Annotated in this window: 14 protein-coding genes; 5 read left to right on the forward strand and 9 right to left on the reverse strand. The window is 65.4% G+C overall.

What is annotated here, in order from left to right:
• The 7 genes from HMPREF2716_RS21955 to gloB all read right to left on the reverse strand — a co-directional run.
• Positions 1–1,304 (reverse strand): ABC transporter ATP-binding protein (locus tag HMPREF2716_RS21955; protein ID WP_070622007.1); only part of this gene is annotated, 1,304 nt, incomplete at its 3' end.
• Position 1,305: 1 nt separating this feature from the next.
• The gene (locus HMPREF2716_RS21960) at positions 1,306–2,325 is read right to left on the reverse strand and encodes an ABC transporter permease (RefSeq protein WP_003087942.1); all 1,020 of its coding nucleotides are present in this window, start codon (positions 2,323–2,325) and stop codon (positions 1,306–1,308) included.
• Positions 2,326–2,329: 4 nt separating this feature from the next.
• Positions 2,330–3,412 (reverse strand): microcin C ABC transporter permease YejB, encoded by a 1,083-nt coding sequence (locus HMPREF2716_RS21965; protein ID WP_003098134.1) that lies wholly within the window; start codon positions 3,410–3,412, stop codon positions 2,330–2,332.
• Between the two features lie 6 nt (positions 3,413–3,418).
• Complete coding sequence (locus tag HMPREF2716_RS21970) at positions 3,419–5,266, reverse strand: extracellular solute-binding protein (RefSeq protein WP_003087944.1); 1,848 nt, start codon at positions 5,264–5,266, stop codon at positions 3,419–3,421.
• Positions 5,263–7,092, reverse strand: coding sequence for an extracellular solute-binding protein (locus tag HMPREF2716_RS21975; protein ID WP_009876257.1), 1,830 nt, complete (start codon positions 7,090–7,092; stop codon positions 5,263–5,265). Before HMPREF2716_RS21975 ends, HMPREF2716_RS21970 begins: the two co-directional genes overlap by 4 nt.
• 190 nt (positions 7,093–7,282) lie before the next feature.
• Complete coding sequence (locus HMPREF2716_RS21980; RefSeq protein ID WP_003120244.1) at positions 7,283–8,887, reverse strand: lytic transglycosylase domain-containing protein; 1,605 nt, start codon at positions 8,885–8,887, stop codon at positions 7,283–7,285.
• 77 nt (positions 8,888–8,964) lie between these two features.
• Positions 8,965–9,741: a hydroxyacylglutathione hydrolase gene (gene gloB / locus HMPREF2716_RS21985; protein WP_012614279.1), complete on the reverse strand. Its 777-nt coding sequence runs from the start codon at positions 9,739–9,741 to the stop codon at positions 8,965–8,967.
• A 101-nt stretch (positions 9,742–9,842) separates the two neighbouring features.
• Here gloB and HMPREF2716_RS21990 point away from each other — a divergent pair, with 101 nt between their 5' ends.
• The 3 genes from HMPREF2716_RS21990 (at position 9,843) to dnaQ (ending at position 11,858) form a co-directional block, all read left to right on the forward strand.
• Positions 9,843–10,604, forward strand: coding sequence for a methyltransferase domain-containing protein (locus HMPREF2716_RS21990; RefSeq protein WP_003087952.1), 762 nt, complete (start codon positions 9,843–9,845; stop codon positions 10,602–10,604).
• Positions 10,605–10,606: 2 nt separating this feature from the next.
• Positions 10,607–11,053, forward strand: a complete 447-nt coding sequence (gene rnhA / locus HMPREF2716_RS21995) for a ribonuclease HI (protein ID WP_003087954.1) — start codon at positions 10,607–10,609, stop codon at positions 11,051–11,053.
• 64 nt (positions 11,054–11,117) lie between these two features.
• Positions 11,118–11,858 (forward strand): DNA polymerase III subunit epsilon, encoded by a 741-nt coding sequence (gene dnaQ / locus HMPREF2716_RS22000; RefSeq protein WP_003087958.1) that lies wholly within the window; start codon positions 11,118–11,120, stop codon positions 11,856–11,858.
• A gap of 27 nt (positions 11,859–11,885) precedes the next feature.
• On the opposite strand, the gene HMPREF2716_RS22005 is transcribed toward dnaQ, so the two are convergent.
• On the reverse strand, positions 11,886–12,275 hold the full coding sequence (locus HMPREF2716_RS22005; RefSeq protein ID WP_004349250.1) for a nuclear transport factor 2 family protein: 390 nt from the start codon (positions 12,273–12,275) through the stop codon (positions 11,886–11,888).
• Positions 12,276–12,468: 193 nt separating this feature from the next.
• Between HMPREF2716_RS22005 and ldcA the strand changes: the two genes are divergently transcribed.
• Positions 12,469–14,724, forward strand: coding sequence for a lysine-specific pyridoxal 5'-phosphate-dependent carboxylase LdcA (ldcA, locus tag HMPREF2716_RS22010; RefSeq protein WP_003087961.1), 2,256 nt, complete (start codon positions 12,469–12,471; stop codon positions 14,722–14,724).
• Between the two features lie 23 nt (positions 14,725–14,747).
• Positions 14,748–16,103, forward strand: coding sequence for an amino acid permease (locus HMPREF2716_RS22015; RefSeq protein ID WP_023518569.1), 1,356 nt, complete (start codon positions 14,748–14,750; stop codon positions 16,101–16,103).
• Here the strand turns inward: HMPREF2716_RS22015 and nhaB are convergent.
• On the reverse strand, positions 16,087–17,589 hold the full coding sequence (gene nhaB / locus HMPREF2716_RS22020; protein ID WP_003113594.1) for a sodium/proton antiporter NhaB: 1,503 nt from the start codon (positions 17,587–17,589) through the stop codon (positions 16,087–16,089). The genes HMPREF2716_RS22015 and nhaB overlap by 17 nt on opposite strands.
• Positions 17,590–17,765 lie beyond the last annotated feature (176 nt).

A 17,765-nucleotide genomic window follows, 5' to 3' on the forward strand; every position in this document is an offset into this window, starting at 1 on the left:
GCGATGGCGATGCGCTGGCGCTGGCCGCCGGAGAATTCGTGGGGGTAACGGTAGCGGGTCTGCGGATCGAGCCCGACCTCCACCAGCGCGTCGATGATCGCCTGCTCCTGTTCGGCCTCGCTGCCGATCCTATGGATGCGCAGGCCTTCGCCGACGATCTCGCCGACACACATGCGTGGGCTGAGGCTGCCATACGGGTCCTGGAACACCACCTGCATCTCGCGGCGCAGCGGGCGCACGTCATGTTGCGCGAGACCGTCCAGCCGGGTGCCTTCGAAGCGGATGCCGCCCTGGCTTTCCAGCAGCCGCAGGATCGCCAGGCCAAGGGTCGACTTGCCCGAGCCGCTTTCGCCAACGATGCCCAGCGTCTGCCCGCGGGGTAGTTCGAAATTGACCCCGTCGACCGCCTTGACGTGGTCCACGGTGCGGCGGAACACGCCTTTGCGGATCGGGAACCAGACCCGCAGGTCGTCCACCGCCAACAGGGTTTCACCCGGCGGGTTGCTTGCCGGCGCACCGCTGGGCTCGGCGTTGAGCAGCTCGCGGGTATAGGGGTGTCGCGGGGCTGCGAAGAGTTCCTGGCAGGAAGCCTGCTCGACGATCCGCCCTTGTTGCATGACGCAGACGCGGTGGGCGATGCGCCGGACCAGGTTGAGGTCGTGGGTGATCAGCAGCAGGGACATGCCCAGGCGTGCCTGCAGGTCCTTGAGCAGATCGAGGATCTTCAACTGGACGGTGACGTCGAGCGCGGTGGTCGGTTCGTCGGCGATCAGCAGTTGCGGCTCGCAGGCCAGGGCCATGGCGATCATCACGCGCTGCCGCTGGCCGCCGGAGAGTTCGTGTGGATAGGCTTTCAGGCGCTTGGCCGGCTCGGGGATGCCGACCAGCTCGAGCAGTTCGAGAATTCTCGCGCTGGCCTTGGCGCCACCCAGGCCCTTGTGCAGGGCGAGGACCTCGGCGAGCTGCTTCTCGATGGTATGCAGCGGATTGAGCGAGGTCATGGGTTCCTGGAAGACCATGGCGATGCGGTTGCCGCGGATCCCGCGCAGGCGCCGTTCCGGGAGCTTGAGCAGATCCTCGCCCTGGTAGTGGATGCTGCCTGCTGGGTGGCTGGCGACGGAGTAGGGCAGCAGGCGCAGGATCGAGTGGGCGGTCACCGACTTGCCCGAGCCGCTTTCGCCGACCAGGGCCAGGGTCTCGCCCTGGCGGATGTCGAAGCTGACGCCTTCGACCACCCGCTGGCGTTGCTCGCCGGAGAGGAATTCGACGGCGAGGTCGCGGATTTCCAGAATGTTCTCGCTCATCTCATTTCCTCGGGTCGAAAGCGTCGCGGGCGGCTTCGCCGATGAACACCAGCAGGCTCAGCATGACCGCCAGCACCACGAAGGCGGAAATGCCCAGCCAGGGTGCCTGGAGGTTGGACTTGCCCTGGGCGACCAACTCGCCCAGCGACGGCGCGCCAGGCGGCAGGCCGAAGCCGAGGAAGTCCAGGGAGGTGAGGGTGCCGATGGCGCCGGTGAGGATGAACGGCATGAAGGTCAGGGTCGAGATCATCGCGTTCGGCAGGATGTGACGGAACATGATGGCGCTGTTGCGCATGCCGAGGGCCCGGGCGGCGCGGACGTATTCCAGGTTGCGCCCGCGGAGGAACTCGGCGCGGACCACGTCCACCAGGCTCATCCAGGAAAACAGCAGCATGATGCCCAGCAGCCACCAGAAGTTCGGCTGGACGAAGCTGGCCAGGATGATCAGCAGGTAGAGCACCGGCAGCCCCGACCAGACTTCCAGGAAACGCTGGCCGAGCAGGTCGACCCAGCCGCCGTAGTAGCCTTGCAGGGCGCCGACGGTGACGCCGATCAGAGAACTGAGCACGGTCAGGGTCAGGGCGAAGAGGATCGACACGCGGAAGCCGTAGATCACCCGGGCGAGCACGTCGCGGGCCTGGTCGTCGGTGCCCAGCCAGTTTTCCGCCGACGGCGGGGCGGGGGCGGGAACCTTCAGCTCGTAGTTGATGGTGTCGTAGCTGTAGGGGATCGGCGGCCAAAGCACCCAGCCGTCCTTCTCGGCGATCAGTTGGCTGATGTAGGGGCTCTTGTAGTTGGCTTCCAGGGGGAATTCGCCGCCGAAGGTGGTTTCCGGGTAGCGTTTGAAGACCGGGAAGTACCAGCCGCCGTCGTAATGCACGACCAGCGGTTTGTCGTTGGCGATCAGTTCGGCGCCGAGGCTGCCGACGAACAGGATGAGGAACAGCCAGAGCGACCACCAGCCACGCTTGTTGCTCTTGAAGCGGGCCCAGCGGCGCTGGTTGATGGGAGACAGGCGCATCGGATTACTCCCGGTTCTCGAAGTCGATGCGCGGATCGACCAGGGTGTAGACGATATCGCTGATCAGCTTCATGACCAGCCCGAACAGGGTGAAGATGAACAGCGTGCCGAAGACCACCGGGTAGTCGCGGTTCATCGCCGCTTCGAAGCTGAGCAGGCCGAGGCCGTCGAGGGAGAAGATCACCTCGATCAACAGCGAACCGGTGAAGAAGATCCCCAGCAGCGCAGCCGGCAGGCCGGCAATCACCAGCAGCATGGCGTTGCGGAATACGTGCCCGTAGAGCACGCGGCGTTCGGTCAGGCCCTTGGCGCGGGCGGTGACCACGTATTGCTTGCCGATCTCGTCGAGGAAGCTGTTCTTGGTCAGCAGCGTGATGGTGGCGAAGTTGCCGATCACCAGGGCGGTTACCGGCAAGGCCAGGTGCCAGAAATAGTCGAGCACCTTGCCGCCGAGGCTGAGCTGGTCGAAGTTGTTCGAGGTCAGGCCGCGCAGGGGGAACCAGTCCCAGTAGCTGCCGCCGGCGAACAGCACCACCAGCAGGATGGCGAAGAGGAAGGCGGGAATGGCGTAGCCGACGATGATCGCCGAGCTGGTCCAGATGTCGAAGACGCTGCCATGGCGGACCGCCTTGGCGATCCCCAGCGGGATCGACACCAGGTACATGATCAGCGTGCTCCAGAGCCCGAGCGAGATCGACACCGGCAATTTCTCGATGATCAGGTCGGTGACCTTGGCGTCGCGGAAGAAGCTCTGCCCGAAGTCCAGGTGCAGGTAGTTCTTCAGCATGATCATGAAGCGCTCGGGGGCCGACTTGTCGAAGCCGTACATGCGCTCGATCTCTTTCACCAGTTCCGGGTCCAGGCCTTGCGCGCCGCGGTATTGCGAGCCGGCCACGGCGACTTCGCCGCCGCCGCCGGAGATGCGCCCGGTGGCGCCGCCGGAAGCGGCGTCGAAGCCTTCCAGCTTGGCGATCATCTGCTCCACCGGACCGCCGGGAGCGGCCTGGATGATGATGAAGTTGATCAGCAGGATGCCGAACAGGGTAGGGACGATCAGCAGCAGGCGCCGCAGGATATAGGAGAGCATGCGGCGTTACTCCCGTTCCGGCTCGGCGTCTTGCGCGGCTTCGGCTTGCGCCTTGCTCGGCAGCGCCTTGTCGCTGGTCTGCCACCAGGTCATCAGGCCCCAGTCGTAGAGTGGCGTCACCTTCGGCCGGCCGAAACGGTTCCAGTAGGCGACCCGCCAGGTATCGACGTAGTAGTTGGGAACCACGTAGTAGCCCCACGACAGTACGCGGTCGAGGGCGCGGGTATGGTCGATCAGGCTTTGCCGCGAGTCGGACTGGATCAGGCTTTCCACCAGGCTGTCGATGGCCGGGTCCTTGAGGCCGATGAAGTTGCGGCTGCCGGCCTTGTCGGCGCTGCTGGAATGCCAGAACTCTCGCTGTTCGTTGCCTGGCGAGTTGGATTGCGGCCAGGTCGCCGAGGTCATGTCGAAATCCCGCGAGCGCAGGCGGTTGACGAACTGCGAGACGTCGACGCGACGGATCTGCATGTCGATGCCAAGTTCGGCCAGGTTGCGCTTGAACGGCAGGATGACCCGTTCCATGTTGGCCTGGAACAGCATGAATTCGAAGCTCAGTGGCTGGCCGTCGGGACCTACCATGCGGTTGTTCTCGATCCTGTAGCCGGCCTCGGTGAGCAACTGGTAGGCCTTGCGCCGCTGCTCGCGGATCACCCCGCTGCCGTCGTTGACCGGATTCTGGAAGACCTGGTCGAAGGCCTCGTCGGGAATCTTGCCGCGCAGCGGTTCGAGGATCTTCAGCTCGGCTTCGCTGGGCAACTGGTGGGCGGCCATCTCCGAGTTCTCGAAATAGCTGTTGGTGCGCTTGTAGGAGCTGAAGAACAGCTGCTTGTTCGACCATTCGAAGTCGAACAGCAGGCTGATCGCCTGGCGTACCCGGCGGTCCTGGAACACCGGGCGGCGGATATTGAAGGCGAAGCCCTGCATCCCCACCGGGTTGTGGTTGTGGATGCTGGCCTTGATGAAGCGCCCGTCGCGCAATGCCGGCGACTCGTAGCCGGTGGCCCAGTCCTTCGCCGAATATTCGAGGTTGACGTCGTACTGGCCGGCCTTGAAGGCTTCCAGGGCGACCGACATGTCGCGATAGGAGTCGATGGTGATGGTGTCGAAGTTATAGAGTCCGCGGGAGACCGGAAGGTCCTTGGCCCACCAGTCCTTGACTCGCTCGTAGCTGATGGAGCGTCCCGGATCGACCTTGGCGATGCGGTAGGGACCGCTGCCTACCGGGATTTCCATGCCGGTCTTGGAAAAGTCGCGGTCGGCCCACCAGTGTTTCGGCAGGATCGCGATCTGCCCGAGGATCAGCGGCAGTTCGCGGTTGCCGGCGTGCTTGAAGTCGAAGCGCACGCGAAGCTTGTCCTCGGCGACCACCTTGTCGACGTCCGCATAGTAGTTGCGGTACATCGGGTCGCCCTTGCTCACCAGCGTCTCGAAGGTGAACACCACGTCTTCGGCGGTGACCGGCGTGCCATCGCTGAAACGGGCCTGGGGACGCAGGTAGAAGCGCACGTAGCTGTTGTCCGGTGCCTTCTCGATCTTCTCCGCGAGCAGGCCGTATTCGGTGAACGGCTCGTCCTGCGACTGGAAGGCCAGGGTGTCGTAGATCAGGCCCAGCGAAGGGGCCGAGACGCCCTTGCCGATGAACGGGTTGAGGCTGTCGAAGCCGCCGAAGTCGGCCTGGCGGAGGATGCCGCCTTTCGGCGCATCCGGATTCACGTAGTCGAAATGCTTGAAATCGGCGGGATACTTCGGAGGCTCATCGTAGAGCGTCAGTGCATGTTTCGGGGCGGCGAGGAGCGGGCCGCAGCAGCCGAGCAGCAGGGCTGCCAGCAGAGGGGTGAAGCGGGGACGGATCATCGGGACGTCTCCAGGTTTTTCTGCCACCACGCGCGCAGGCCCAGGGTGTAGGGCGGGGTGGCGACGAAGGCGAAGCGGTTGCGGTACGCCAGACGGTGCGAATTGAGGTACCAGTTGGGAATGCTGTAGTACTGCCAGAGCAAGGTCCGGTCCAGGGCGCGCGCGGCGGCGACCTGTTCGTCGCGGCTGTGGGCGCCGAGCAGGCGGTTGAGCATGGCGTCGACCACCGGGTTGGCGATGCCCGCGTAATTCTTGCTGCCCTTGACCTTCACCTGGCTGGAGTGGAAGTACTGCCACTGTTCCAGGCCGGGACTGAGGGTCTGTGGCAGGGTCATGAGGATCATGTCGTAGTCGAACTGGTCCAGGCGCTGCTTGTATTGGGCGCGGTCGACGGTACGCAGGCGCGCGTCGATGCCGATGCTGGCGAGGTTTTCGCGATAGGGCTGGAGAATACGCTCCAGGCTCGGATTGACCAGCAGGATTTCGAAGCGCAGCGGTTCGCCCTTTTTATTCAGCAGTCGGTCGCCGGACAGCTTCCAGCCGGCATCGGCCAGTAGACCGAGTGCATGCCTGAGGGTTTCACGGGGAATGCCGCGCCCCTCGGTGGTCGGCAGGCTGAACGGCTGTTTGAACAACTGCGCCGGCAATTGCTTGCGGTACGGCGACAGGTACAGCCATTCCTGGCCCTCCGGGACGCCGCTGGCGGCGAATTCGCTGTTCGGGTAGTAGCTGCGCGAGCGCAGGTAGGAATTGCTGAAGAGGGCGCGATTGGTCCATTCGAAGTCGAACATCTCGCCCAGCGCCTGGCGTAGCGCGCGCTCCTTGAACACGGCGCGACGGGTGTTCATGAACAACGCCTGGGTCTGGCTGGGGATCTGGTGCGGGATTTCCGTGCGGATCACACCGCCGCGCAGAACCGCGGGGAAGCGATAGTTGTTCAGCCAGTTCTTCGCCTGGTGCTCGATGTAGAAGTCGAACTCGCCGGCCTTGAAGGCTTCGAAGGCGACGCCGTTGTCCCGGTAGAAGTCCACCACGACCCGGTCGAAATTGTATTTGCCGCGGTTCACCGGCAGTTTTTCGCCCCACCAGCCCTTCACGCGTTCGAACACCAGGCGGCGTCCGGGATCGACCTCGACGATGCGATAGGGACCGCTGCCCAGCGGCGCGGTGAAGGTGGTGGCGCGGAAGTCGCGATCCTTCCAGTAATGCTGCGGCAGCACCGGAAGCTCGCCCAGGCGCAGGATCAGCAGCGGGTTGCCGGAGCGCCGCAGGACGAAACGCACCCGGTGGGGGGTGAGGATATCGACCCGCTTCACCTCCTGCAGGTAGGTGCGGTACATCGGGTGCCCCTGCTTGACCAGGGTGCGATAGGAAAAGGCCACGTCGCTGGCGGTGATCGGCCTGCCGTCGTGGAAGCGCGCTTCCGGCCGCAGGTTGAATACCACCCAGCTGCGGTTTTCCGCGTATTCCACGCTCTTCGCGATCAGGCCATAGCTGGAGGCTGGTTCGTCGCCGGACGGGTCGTACAGGCCGGTGCCCACCATCAATGGTTCGTTCAGCTCGTTGACTCCGTACTGGAGGAAATCGCCGGTGCCGATCGGGCTGGTGCCTTTCAGGGTGTAGGGGTTGAGCGTGTCGAAGCTGCCCGAGGCCATCAGGCGCAAGGTGCCGCCTTTGGGGGCGTCGGGATTGGTCCAGTCGAAGTGCTGGAAATTGGCCGGATACTTGAGCGTGCCGAATTGGGCATAACCATGGCTCTGGGTAATCGCGGCGAAGCTGGGCAGGCTCACGGCCAGGCCGAGGATCAGGAAGGAGAGGCGACGCATCAGGCGTGTGTCCGGGTCCTTGGCTATTTTTGACAACGAATCGTCAGGCAACAGTAACACCTTGCCCGCACAGGAAAAAAGAGGGAGCGCGGGCCTGTCCGGCCTAGGGTCCGGGGTTCTGGCCGCGCTTGCGAAAACGCCACGCCGGCAGGAGCGGGCGTGGCGTTTCGGGACGGCCTGCAATGGGCTGTCAGCGGCTCGCGGTGTCCAGGTACAGGGTCAGGGTCTGGCCGGGCTTGAGCGCCTGCTTGCTGCGCGGGTTCCAGCGCTGCAGGTGCTTCATCTCGACATTGAAGCGCTTGGCGATCAGGTACATCGAGTCGCCTTGCTTGACCTTGTAGTAGGTGGCGCTGTCGCGCTTGCCGGCGGCGTTTCCCTTGCGGGCCGCCAGGGCCTGGGTGCCGCCTTGCAGCTTGAGGGTCTGGCCGACCTTCAGGGCGTGCTTGTCCAGGCCGTTCCAGCGCTTCAGGTCGTTGACGTCGACGCCGTTGTTGCGGGCGATCTGCCACAGGCTGTCGCCGTTCTTGACCTTATAGGAGCGGGTCCTGGCCGGGGTGGAAGCCTGTCGGGCGAGTTGCTGGTAGACCGGCTTGACGGCGCCGCCGGCGATCTGCCCGGGGATGCTCAGTTGCTGGCCCTTGCGCAGGTGGTTGCTGGACAGGCGGTTGGCGCTCTTGAGCTCTGCTACGGTGATCCGATAGCGGTTGGCGATGCTGTGCAGGCTGTCGCCGCTACGCACCCGGTATTGCTGCCAGGCGGTGACTTCCTTCGGCTTGAGGGTGTCCAGCGAGGCGGTCAGGAACGCCGCTTTCTCCATCGGCACCAACAGTTGCTGGGGGCCGTCCATGGTCACGCGGCGCTTGTAGGCCGGGTTCAGCTGGTACAGCTCGTCCTCGTCCAGGTTCGCCAGCGCGGCGACGCTGGACAGGTCGATCCCGCGCTTGACCCGGACGGCCTGGAAGTAGGGCTCGTTGTTGATCGGGTTCAGGCTGATGCCGTAGGAATCCGGCGCCATGACGATCTGTGAGAGGGCGAGCAGCTTGGGTACGTAGTCCTGGGTTTCCTGCGGCAGCGGCAGGTTCCAGTAGTCGGTCGGCAGGCCCAGTTTCTCGTTGCGTTCGATGGCGCGGCTGACAGTGCCTTCGCCGGCGTTGTAGGCCGCCAGGGCGAGCATCCAGTCGCCGTTGAACATGTCGTGCAGGCGCTCGAGATAGGTCAGGGCGGCATTGGTCGAGGCGGTGATGTCGCGGCGACCGTCGTAGAAATTGGTCTGGCGCAGGTTGAAATGCTGGCCGGTGGCGGGAATGAACTGCCAGAGGCCGGCGGCGTTGCTGCGCGACAGGGCGAAGGGGTTATAGGCGCTTTCGATGACCGGCAGCAGCGCCAGTTCGAGCGGCATGTTGCGTTCTTCCAGGCGCTCGACCACGTAGTGCATGTAGAGGCTGCCGCGCGCGCTCGATTGTTCGAGGAACGACTGGTTGCTGAGGAACCAGAGGCGCTGGCGTTCGATGCGCGGGTTGGTGCTGATTGCATCCTGGAGCTGGAAACCGTCGCGCATGCGGTCCCAGATGTCGTTGTAGGCGGCGTTCTGGCCGGGCTGGGTATGCAGCCAGGAGGGGTTGAACTGGACGTCGACGGCTCGGGCGCCGGGACGTGCTGCTTTGGCCTGGGCCTCCCCCTTGATCTGGCCGCTGCCCTGGCAGCCGGCGAGCGCACCGGCGATGAGCAGGATGGACACCCGAACGGCGCGAGCCAGGGCGTCTAGATCGGGGGTTTTACGTGTCTGTGGCGGCATCGGCTGAGTGCTGTTCCGGGCAAAAATTCAGCCGATTCTAGAAATGACCTCAAGAGTGGTCAAGATTTCGCCAACCTTCAGAACTGGTCCTTCCAGGCCCTCAGGACGGCGAAAACCTCCTCCGGGGTGCGGTTTTGCTGGCCGCTCCGCTGGTCGGCTTTTTTCTTAACAGATTTTTCCGAAACGCGAAGAAATGGATTGGTCGACAATTCCAGCGAGATTTCCGACGGCAGGGTGATGCGGTCCCGTTCGCGCAGCCGGGTCGCTTCCTCGAAGCGTTCCCGCAGCGCCGCGTTGTCGGGCTCCACCGCCAGCGCGAAGCGCAGGTTGCTCAGCGTGTACTCGTGGGTGCAGTAGACCCGGGTGTTGGCCGGCAGCGCGGCCAGTCGCGCCAGGGAATGGTGCATCTGCGCCGGGGTGCCTTCGAAGAGACGGCCGCAGCCGGCGGCGAACAGGGTGTCGCCGCAGAACAGCAGCGGCGTCTCCGCCGGGTGGTAGTAGGCGATATGGCCGAGGGTATGGCCGGGCACGTGGAAGATCTCGAAGACCAGGCCGAGCACCTCGACCCGTTCGCCGTCTTCCAGCGCCAGGTCGCGGGCCGGGATCTTCTCGTTGGCCGGGCCGAGAACCCGCGCGCCGGTCAGTTCCTTCAGGGCCGCGACGCCGCCGACGTGGTCGTGATGGTGGTGGGTCACCAGGATATCGCTCAACCGCCAGTCGGGATGGGCGGCCAGCCAGGCTTCCACCGGCTTGGCATCGCCGGGGTCGACCACCGCGCAGCGACGGCTTGTCGCATCTTGCAACAGCCAGATGTAGTTGTCGTTGAAGGCGGGCAGGGCGTCGATCTGTATCATGGGTCGATGTCGCTAAGCAGAAGTCATTGGCGCATAGTATTGCTTATTTTCCCGTCGTGCCGGCGTCCGTCGCCGCGAAGGGGAAGACGCTGGAGGTACGCATGAACGAACCGCAAGCCTTCGCCCAGACCGATGCCGAGTGGCTGGCATCGATCAACCGGGCGCGCGACTGGTTCCAGGGCCCGCTGGGCAGCCTGATGCTGGCCGAGGAGCGACGCCTGTTGTGCGACGAGCTGACCCGTTACTTCGGTGGCTACCTGGTGCACTACGGGCCGCATGCCGAACTGCCGCCGAGCACCGGGCAGATTCAGCGCGGCGTGCGCCTGGGGCCGCCGCTGCCGGGCGTGGACATCGCCTGCGAAGAGGGCGCCTGGCCGCTCAGCGAACATGCCGCGGACGTGGTCCTGCTGCAACACGGCCTGGATTTCTGCCTGTCGCCTCACCGTCTCCTGCGCGAAGCCGCGCGTACCGTTCGTCCGGGCGGCCACCTGCTGCTGATCGGCATCAACCCATGGAGCCTGTGGGGCATCCGTCATTATTTCGCCGGGGATGCCTTGCGCCAGGCCCGCTGCATTCCTCCGTCGCGGGCCTGCGATTGGCTCAACCTGCTGGGCTTCGCGCTGGAGAAACGGCGCTTCGGGTGCTATCGTCCGCCGCTTGCGTCGGCAGCCTGGCAATCGCGCCTGGCTCGCCTGGAGCGCTGGGGCGACGCCTGGCAGTCTTCGGGCGCCGGCTTCTATCTATTGGTGGCACGCAAGCTGGTCGTGGGGTTGCGCCCGTTGCGCCAGAGCAAGCGCGAACCGCGCGGTCAGCTGGTGCCCATGCCGGTGGCGAAAGTCAGCCGGCGAGATTCCGAAATTTAGGCATGACAGATAAAGAACAGGTAGTGATCTATACCGACGGCGCCTGCAAGGGCAACCCTGGGCGCGGCGGCTGGGGGGCGTTGCTCCTCTACAAGGGCGCCGAGCGAGAGCTTTGGGGCGGCGAGCCGGACACCACCAACAACCGCATGGAGCTGATGGCGGCGATCCAGGCGCTGGCGGCACTCAAGCGTTCCTGTCCGATCCGTCTGATCACCGACTCGGAATACGTGATGCGCGGCATCACCGAATGGTTGCCGAACTGGAAGAAGCGCGGCTGGAAGACCGCCAGCAAGCAGCCGGTCAAGAATGCCGACCTCTGGCAGGCCCTGGATGAACAGGTCGCCCGGCACCAGGTGGAGTGGCAGTGGGTCCGCGGGCATACCGGCGACCCCGGCAACGAGCGGGCCGACCAGTTGGCCAACCGTGGCGTCGCCGAATTGCCGCGCTGAGCGGCCACACCGAAACAAGCGTTCAGCAGCCACGGCTGCAGCGAAACAGAGAAAGGCTCTATAGATGCGTAGCGTCGTACTGGATACCGAAACCACCGGCATGCCGGTGACCGATGGTCACCGGATCATCGAGATCGGCTGTGTCGAGCTGGAGGGGCGCCGCCTGACCGGTCGCCACTTCCACGTCTACCTGCAACCCGATCGCGAGGTCGACGAAGGGGCGATCGCCGTCCACGGCATCACCAACGAATACCTGAAGGACAAGCCGCGCTTCCGCGAGGTCGCCAACGATTTCTTCGAATTCATCCGCGGCGCCCAGCTGATCATCCACAACGCGGCGTTCGATATCGGCTTCATCAACAACGAGTTCGCCCTGCTGGGCCAGCAGGACCGCTCGGACGTGACCGAGTACTGCTCGGTGCTGGATACCCTGCTGATGGCCCGCGAGCGCCATCCGGGCCAGCGCAACAACCTCGATGCGTTGTGCAAGCGCTACGGCGTGGACAACTCCGGTCGCGACCTGCACGGCGCGTTGCTCGACGCCGAGATCCTCGCCGACGTCTACCTGGCGATGACCGGCGGCCAGACCAGCCTGTCGCTGGCCGGCAGCGGCGCGGAAGGCGACGGCAGCGGCCGGCCGATGGTCAGCCCGATCCGTCGGCTCGATCCGGCGCGGGTAGCCACCCCGGTGCTGCGCGCCAACGCCGAAGAGCTGGCTGCGCATGCGGCGCGGCTGGCGGTGATCGAGAAGTCGGCAGGTGGTCCGTCACTCTGGGCGCAACTGGAGGCGCCGGTCGGCGAATAGCCTGCCCATGCACCACGGGCGCCGCGTTCAGCGTGTCGCCCGGTCCACCAGCAAGGTGTCGCAGAACTGCTCGAAACGGCGGATCCTGCCGTCCTCTACCGTCCATACGTGTGCCACACGCGCTTCGAACGACTTGCCGCTGCGACGGTGGGTCGCTGCATATCGACCGACGGCGACCACGCTGTCGCCGCCGTCGATCAGGCGCTCGATCTCGACCCTGAAGCCCTCCCAGTCCCGCTGCAAGGCCTGGAACACACCGGCGCCGATGGCGGCCGCGCCGACATAGGTGCCGGCCAGCGGGAAACCGGCCATTTCCGTCCATTCGGTGCGTTCGTCCATGTCCGCCAGCATTCCGGCGAGGTTCCCACGGCTAGAGGCCGCATAGTGATCGCTGACGATCCGATAAGCGCTGCGCATCGTTGTCGCTCCGTAGCAGGGCAGAGAGGTCCATGCTCCTCGCTGGCGGGAGAGGAGGCAAGCGCGGCGCGCCGACTTGTGTTGCCGCGACCTTTTCTTACAAGGGCAAGCCGCCGGGGGTTACGCGCGTGCCGGCAAGTCTCTACCCTGAGCCGACCGGCGGGGTTCGCCCGCCTGCTGCTCGGGATCAACAATGTATAAAGACCTCAAATTTCCCGTCCTCATCGTCCATCGCGACATCAAGGCCGACACCGTTGCCGGCGAACGCGTGCGGGGCATCGCCCACGAACTGGAGCAGGACGGCTTCAGCATTCTCTCCACCGCCAGCTCCGCCGAGGGGCGCATCGTCGCTTCCACCCACCACGGCCTGGCCTGCATTCTGGTCGCCGCCGAAGGTGCCGGGGAAAACCAGCGCCTGCTGCAGGATGTGGTCGAACTGATCCGCGTGGCCCGCGTGCGGGCGCCGCAATTGCCGATCTTCGCCCTCGGCGAGCAGGTGACCATCGAGAACGCGCCGGCCGAGTCCATGGCCGACCTGCACCAGTTGCGCGGCATCCTCTACCTGTTCGAAGACACCGTGCCGTTCCTCGCCCGCCAGGTCGCCCGGGCGGCGCGCAACTACCTGGCCGGGCTGCTGCCGCCATTCTTCCGTGCGCTGGTCGAGCACACCGCGCAGTCCAACTATTCCTGGCATACGCCGGGCCACGGCGGCGGTGTCGCCTATCGCAAGAGTCCGGTGGGACAGGCGTTCCACCAGTTCTTCGGGGAGAACACGCTGCGTTCCGACCTGTCGGTCTCGGTCCCCGAACTGGGCTCGCTGCTCGACCATACCGGCCCCCTGGCCGAGGCCGAGGACCGTGCCGCGCGCAATTTCGGCGCCGACCATACCTTCTTCGTGATCAATGGCACTTCCACCGCGAACAAGATCGTCTGGCATTCCATGGTCGGTCGCGAAGACCTGGTGCTGGTGGACCGCAACTGCCACAAGTCGATCCTCCACTCGATCATCATGACCGGGGCGATACCGCTCTACCTCACTCCGGAACGCAACGAACTGGGAATCATCGGGCCGATCCCGCTGAGCGAATTCAGCAAGGAGTCGATCGCCGCGAAGATCGCCGCCAGCCCGCTGGCGCGCGGCCGCGAGCCGAAGGTGAAGCTGGCGGTGGTGACCAACTCCACCTACGACGGCCTGTGCTACAACGCCGAGCTGATCAAGCAGACCCTCGGCGACAGCGTCGAGGTGTTGCACTTCGACGAGGCTTGGTACGCCTATGCCGCGTTCCACGAGTTCTACGACGGACGCTATGGCATGGGCACCTCGCGCAGCGAGGAGGGCCCCCTGGTGTTCGCCACCCACTCCACGCACAAGATGCTCGCCGCTTTCAGCCAGGCCTCGATGATCCACGTGCAGGATGGCGGGACCCGGAAGCTGGACGTGGCGCGCTTCAACGAAGCCTTCATGATGCACATCTCGACCTCGCCACAGTACGGCATCATCGCTTCGCTGGACGTGGCTTCGGCGATGATGGAAGGGCCCGCCGGGCGTTCGCTGATCCAGGAGACCTTCGACGAGGCCCTCAGCTTCCGCCGGGCCCTGGCCAACGTACGGCAGAACCTGGACCGGAACGACTGGTGGTTCGGCGTCTGGCAGCCGGAGCAGGTGGAGGGCACCGACCAGGTTGGCACCCATGACTGGGTGCTGGAGCCGAGCGCCGACTGGCACGGCTTCGGCGATATCGCCGAAGACTACGTGCTGCTCGATCCGATCAAGGTCACCCTGACCACCCCGGGCCTGAGCGCCGGCGGCAAGCTCAGCGAGCAGGGGATTCCGGCCGCCATCGTCAGCCGCTTCCTCTGGGAGCGCGGGCTGGTGGTGGAGAAAACCGGTCTCTACTCCTTCCTGGTGCTGTTCTCGATGGGCATCACCAAGGGCAAGTGGAGCACCCTGGTCACCGAACTGCTCGAATTCAAGCGCTGTTACGACGCCAACCTGCCGCTGCTCGACGTCTTGCCCTCCGTGGCCCAGGCCGGCGGCAAGCGCTACAACGGCGTGGGCCTGCGCGACCTCAGCGACGCCATGCACGCCAGCTACCGCGACAACGCCACGGCGAAGGCCATGAAGCGCATGTACACGGTGCTGCCGGAGGTCGCGATGCGGCCGTCCGAGGCCTACGACAAGCTGGTGCGCGGCGAGGTCGAGGCGGTACCGATCGCTCGGTTGGAAGGGCGCATCGCGGCCGTCATGCTGGTACCCTATCCGCCGGGTATCCCGCTGATCATGCCGGGTGAGCGCTTCACCGAGGCGACCCGCTCGATCCTCGACTATCTCGAGTTCGCGCGGACCTTCGAGCGCGCCTTCCCTGGTTTCGACTCCGATGTGCACGGCCTGCAGCATCAGGACGGACCGTCCGGGCGCTGCTATACCGTTGAATGCATAAAAGAATGAGGCCGACAGGCTAAGGGGTGTCGATGGCGGAGGGAGAGAAGGCCGGCAAGCGCGGCATGGGGTTCTGGACCTGCAGCGCGCTGGTGATCGGCAACATGGTCGGTTCGGGAGTCTTCCTGCTTCCCTCCAGCCTGGCGGCGTTCGGCGGGCTCAGCCTGTTCGGCTGGCTGGTGTCGAGCACCGGCGCGGTGCTGCTGGCGCTGACCTTCGCCCGCCTGGCGCGGGTCAACCCCGGCGCCGGCGGCCCCTACGCCTATACCCGCGACGGTTTCGGCAGCTTCGCCGGCTACCTGTGCGCCTGGACCTACTGGAAAGCCGCCTGGATCGGCAACGCGGCGATCGCCGTGACCCTGGTCGGCTACCTGCGGGTGTTCATCCCGGCGCTGGCGGATCCGCTGCTGATGGTCTGCGTGGCCATCGCCGCGATCTGGCTGTGCACCCTGATCAACCTGCGAGGCATCGGCACCTTCAGCGTGGTGCAGAACCTGCTGACCATCCTCAAGCTGCTGCCGTTGTTGCTGGTCGGTATCCTCGGCTGGTTCCACTTCAATCCCGAGCACCTGGCGATCCCGGCGCGCAGCGAGCTGCCGAACATGGGCTATGCCCAGGCGATCGCCACCACCGCGGCGCTGACCCTGTGGTCGTTCATCGGCCTGGAGTCGGCCACCGTGCCGGCCGACGACGTCGAGGACCCGCGCCGCACCATTCCCCGCGCGACCCTGTTCGGCACGCTGGCCGCGGCGGCCCTCTACATCCTCTCGATCACTGCGGTGCAGGGCCTGATGCCGCCGGAGGTGCTGGCCCGCTCCACCTCGCCGTTCGCCGACGCGGCACGGATCCTGATGGGCGACTGGGGCTACTACCTGGTGGCTGCCGGGGCGGTGATCGCCTGCCTGGGCGCGCTCAATGGCTGGGTCCTGTTGCAGGGCCAGATCCCGGTGGCTCCGGCGCGCGACGGGCTGTTCCCGGAGTCGCTCGGCCAGCTCAACAAGAACGGCGCGCCGGCCCACGGCCTACTGGCCTCGGGGCTGCTGGTGACGGCGCTGGTGATGGTCGACGGGCATGGCGACCTGGTCGATGTGTTCAACGTGATCATCCTGCTCGGCACCATGACCGGGGTGGTCCCCTACGCGTTCTGCACCGCCGCGCTGTTGCAACTGCTGGCGGTGCGACCGGACGAGTTCTCGCCGCGTTCACGCCGGCAATTGCTGGTGATCGGCTCGCTGGGCTTCGCCTACTCGCTATGGGCGCTGTATGGCACCGGCCAGCAGGCGATCTTCTGGGGCTTCCTGGTGCTGATGGCCGGTATCCCAATGTACACCTGGCGGCAATGGCGCAACCAGGTCAACGGAGTGCCGACGCTCAAAGCCAATGACTGACCGCCCACCAGCCCAGGCCGCCCATCACCAGGGTGTAGGGTAGCGCCATCCAGACCATGCGGCCGTACGACAGGCGCACCAGCGGGGCGATGGAGGAGGTCAGCAGGAAGAGGAACGCCGCCTGGCCGTTGGGCGTCGCTACGCTGGGCAGGTTGGTGCCGGTATTGATCGCCACCGCCAGGGTATCGAAATGCTCGCGGCTCATGTGGCCGGCATCCAGCGCCTGTTTCACCTCGGTGATGTAGATGGTGGCGACGAATACGTTGTCGCTGATCGCCGAGAGCAGGCCGTTGGCGATGAACAGCATGCCCGGCTGGCGTTCCGCCGGCAGCGCCAGCACCGCCTGGATGATCGGGGTGAACAGGTGCTGCTGGTGGATCACCGCGACCACCGCGAAGAACACCACCAGCAGCGCAGTGAACGGCAGGGCCTCCTGGAAGGCGCGGCCGATCTGGTGTTCGTCGGTGACGCCGGTGAAGGCAGTGATCAGCACGATCACCAACAGGCCGATCAGGCCGACCTCGGCGACATGCAGGGCCAGCCCGACGATCAGTACCAGCGCCGCCAGGGCCTGCACCAGCAGCGCGGCCTTCTGCTGCGCTCCGCGTTTGCGGCTTTCGCTGGCGGCGTACTCGGCGAGCACCTGGCGCACCGCCGCCGGCAACTGGGCGCCATAGCCGAAGCGGCGGCTCTTCTCCAGCAGCACGCAGGTCAGCAGGCCGGCCGCCAGTACCGGCATGGATACCGGCGCGACCTGGCGGAAGAACTCGACGAAATGCCAGCCGGCCTCGTGGCCGATCAGCAGGTTCTGCGGCTCTCCCACCAGGGTGCAGACGCCGCCCAGCGCGGTGCCGACCGCCGCGTGCATGAGCAGGCTGCGGAGGAAGGCGCGGAATTCCTCGAGATGGGCCCGGTGCAGCTCGGGGACCTGGCGGTCGGTGGCGGGATCGTAGTCCTCGCTGGCGCGCTGCCCCGAAGCGACCCGGTGATACACGGCGAAGAATGCCACCGCCACGCTGATCACCACGGCGGTCACGGTGAGGGCGTCGAGGAAGGCCGAGAGGAGGGCGGCCAGCAGGCAGAACAGGAGCGATAGCAGGGTCTTCGAGCGCACGCCGAGCAGCAGGCGGGAAAACAGCAGGAGCAGCAGGTCCTTCATGAAGTAGATGCCGGCGACCATGAACATCAGCAGCAGGAGCACCGGGAAGTTGTGCTGCAATTCCGCATAGAGCGCCTCGGGGGTAGCCAGGCCAAGCAGCAGCGCCTCCAGCACCAACAGGCCACCCGGCTGTAGCGGATAGCATTTCAGCGCCATGGCCAGGGTGAAGATGAACTCGCCGACCAGCACCCAGGCGCTTGTCACCGGCCCGGCCAGCCATAGCAGCAGGGGGTTGAGCAAGAGGAAGGCGAGCACCGTCAGCTTGTACCAGCGCGGCGAATGCCCGAGGAAGTTCTGTGCGAAAGCCTGGCTCAGGGGACTGCTCACGATGGACTCCACGGCAAGGAAAAGACTGAAAATGCCAGCAGGACTTTCGTTGGATCAAGCGTTTAGCGCAATCATCGAAGAGATTGCGGTATCAATGGGCGTGCCGTGCATCACATAGTGCAGCATCGACATTTGGCTCGCCCTTGTTATAGTTGCGGGATTTTCCGCACAACAAA

It is taken from the genome of Pseudomonas sp. HMSC076A11, assembly GCF_001810205.1.
Classification (GTDB): domain Bacteria; phylum Pseudomonadota; class Gammaproteobacteria; order Pseudomonadales; family Pseudomonadaceae; genus Pseudomonas; species Pseudomonas aeruginosa.

Excerpts from the sequence above, each read along its gene's own strand:
- ldcA (WP_003087961.1), top strand. The coding sequence starts at position 12,469 with ATGTATAAAGACCTCAAATTTCCCGTCCTCATCGTCCATCGCGACATC.
- rnhA (WP_003087954.1), top strand. The coding sequence starts at position 10,607 with ATGACAGATAAAGAACAGGTAGTGATCTATACCGACGGCGCCTGCAAG.
- HMPREF2716_RS21970 (WP_003087944.1), bottom strand. The coding sequence starts at position 5,266 with ATGATCCGTCCCCGCTTCACCCCTCTGCTGGCAGCCCTGCTGCTCGGC.
- dnaQ (WP_003087958.1), top strand. The coding sequence starts at position 11,118 with ATGCGTAGCGTCGTACTGGATACCGAAACCACCGGCATGCCGGTGACC.
- HMPREF2716_RS22015 (WP_023518569.1), top strand. The coding sequence starts at position 14,748 with ATGGCGGAGGGAGAGAAGGCCGGCAAGCGCGGCATGGGGTTCTGGACC.
- HMPREF2716_RS21960 (WP_003087942.1), bottom strand. The coding sequence starts at position 2,325 with ATGCGCCTGTCTCCCATCAACCAGCGCCGCTGGGCCCGCTTCAAGAGC.
- HMPREF2716_RS21990 (WP_003087952.1), top strand. The coding sequence starts at position 9,843 with ATGAACGAACCGCAAGCCTTCGCCCAGACCGATGCCGAGTGGCTGGCA.
- HMPREF2716_RS21975 (WP_009876257.1), bottom strand. The coding sequence starts at position 7,092 with ATGCGTCGCCTCTCCTTCCTGATCCTCGGCCTGGCCGTGAGCCTGCCC.
- HMPREF2716_RS22005 (WP_004349250.1), bottom strand. The coding sequence starts at position 12,275 with ATGCGCAGCGCTTATCGGATCGTCAGCGATCACTATGCGGCCTCTAGC.
- HMPREF2716_RS21965 (WP_003098134.1), bottom strand. The coding sequence starts at position 3,412 with ATGCTCTCCTATATCCTGCGGCGCCTGCTGCTGATCGTCCCTACCCTG.
- HMPREF2716_RS21980 (WP_003120244.1), bottom strand. The coding sequence starts at position 8,887 with ATGCCGCCACAGACACGTAAAACCCCCGATCTAGACGCCCTGGCTCGC.
- gloB (WP_012614279.1), bottom strand. The coding sequence starts at position 9,741 with ATGATACAGATCGACGCCCTGCCCGCCTTCAACGACAACTACATCTGG.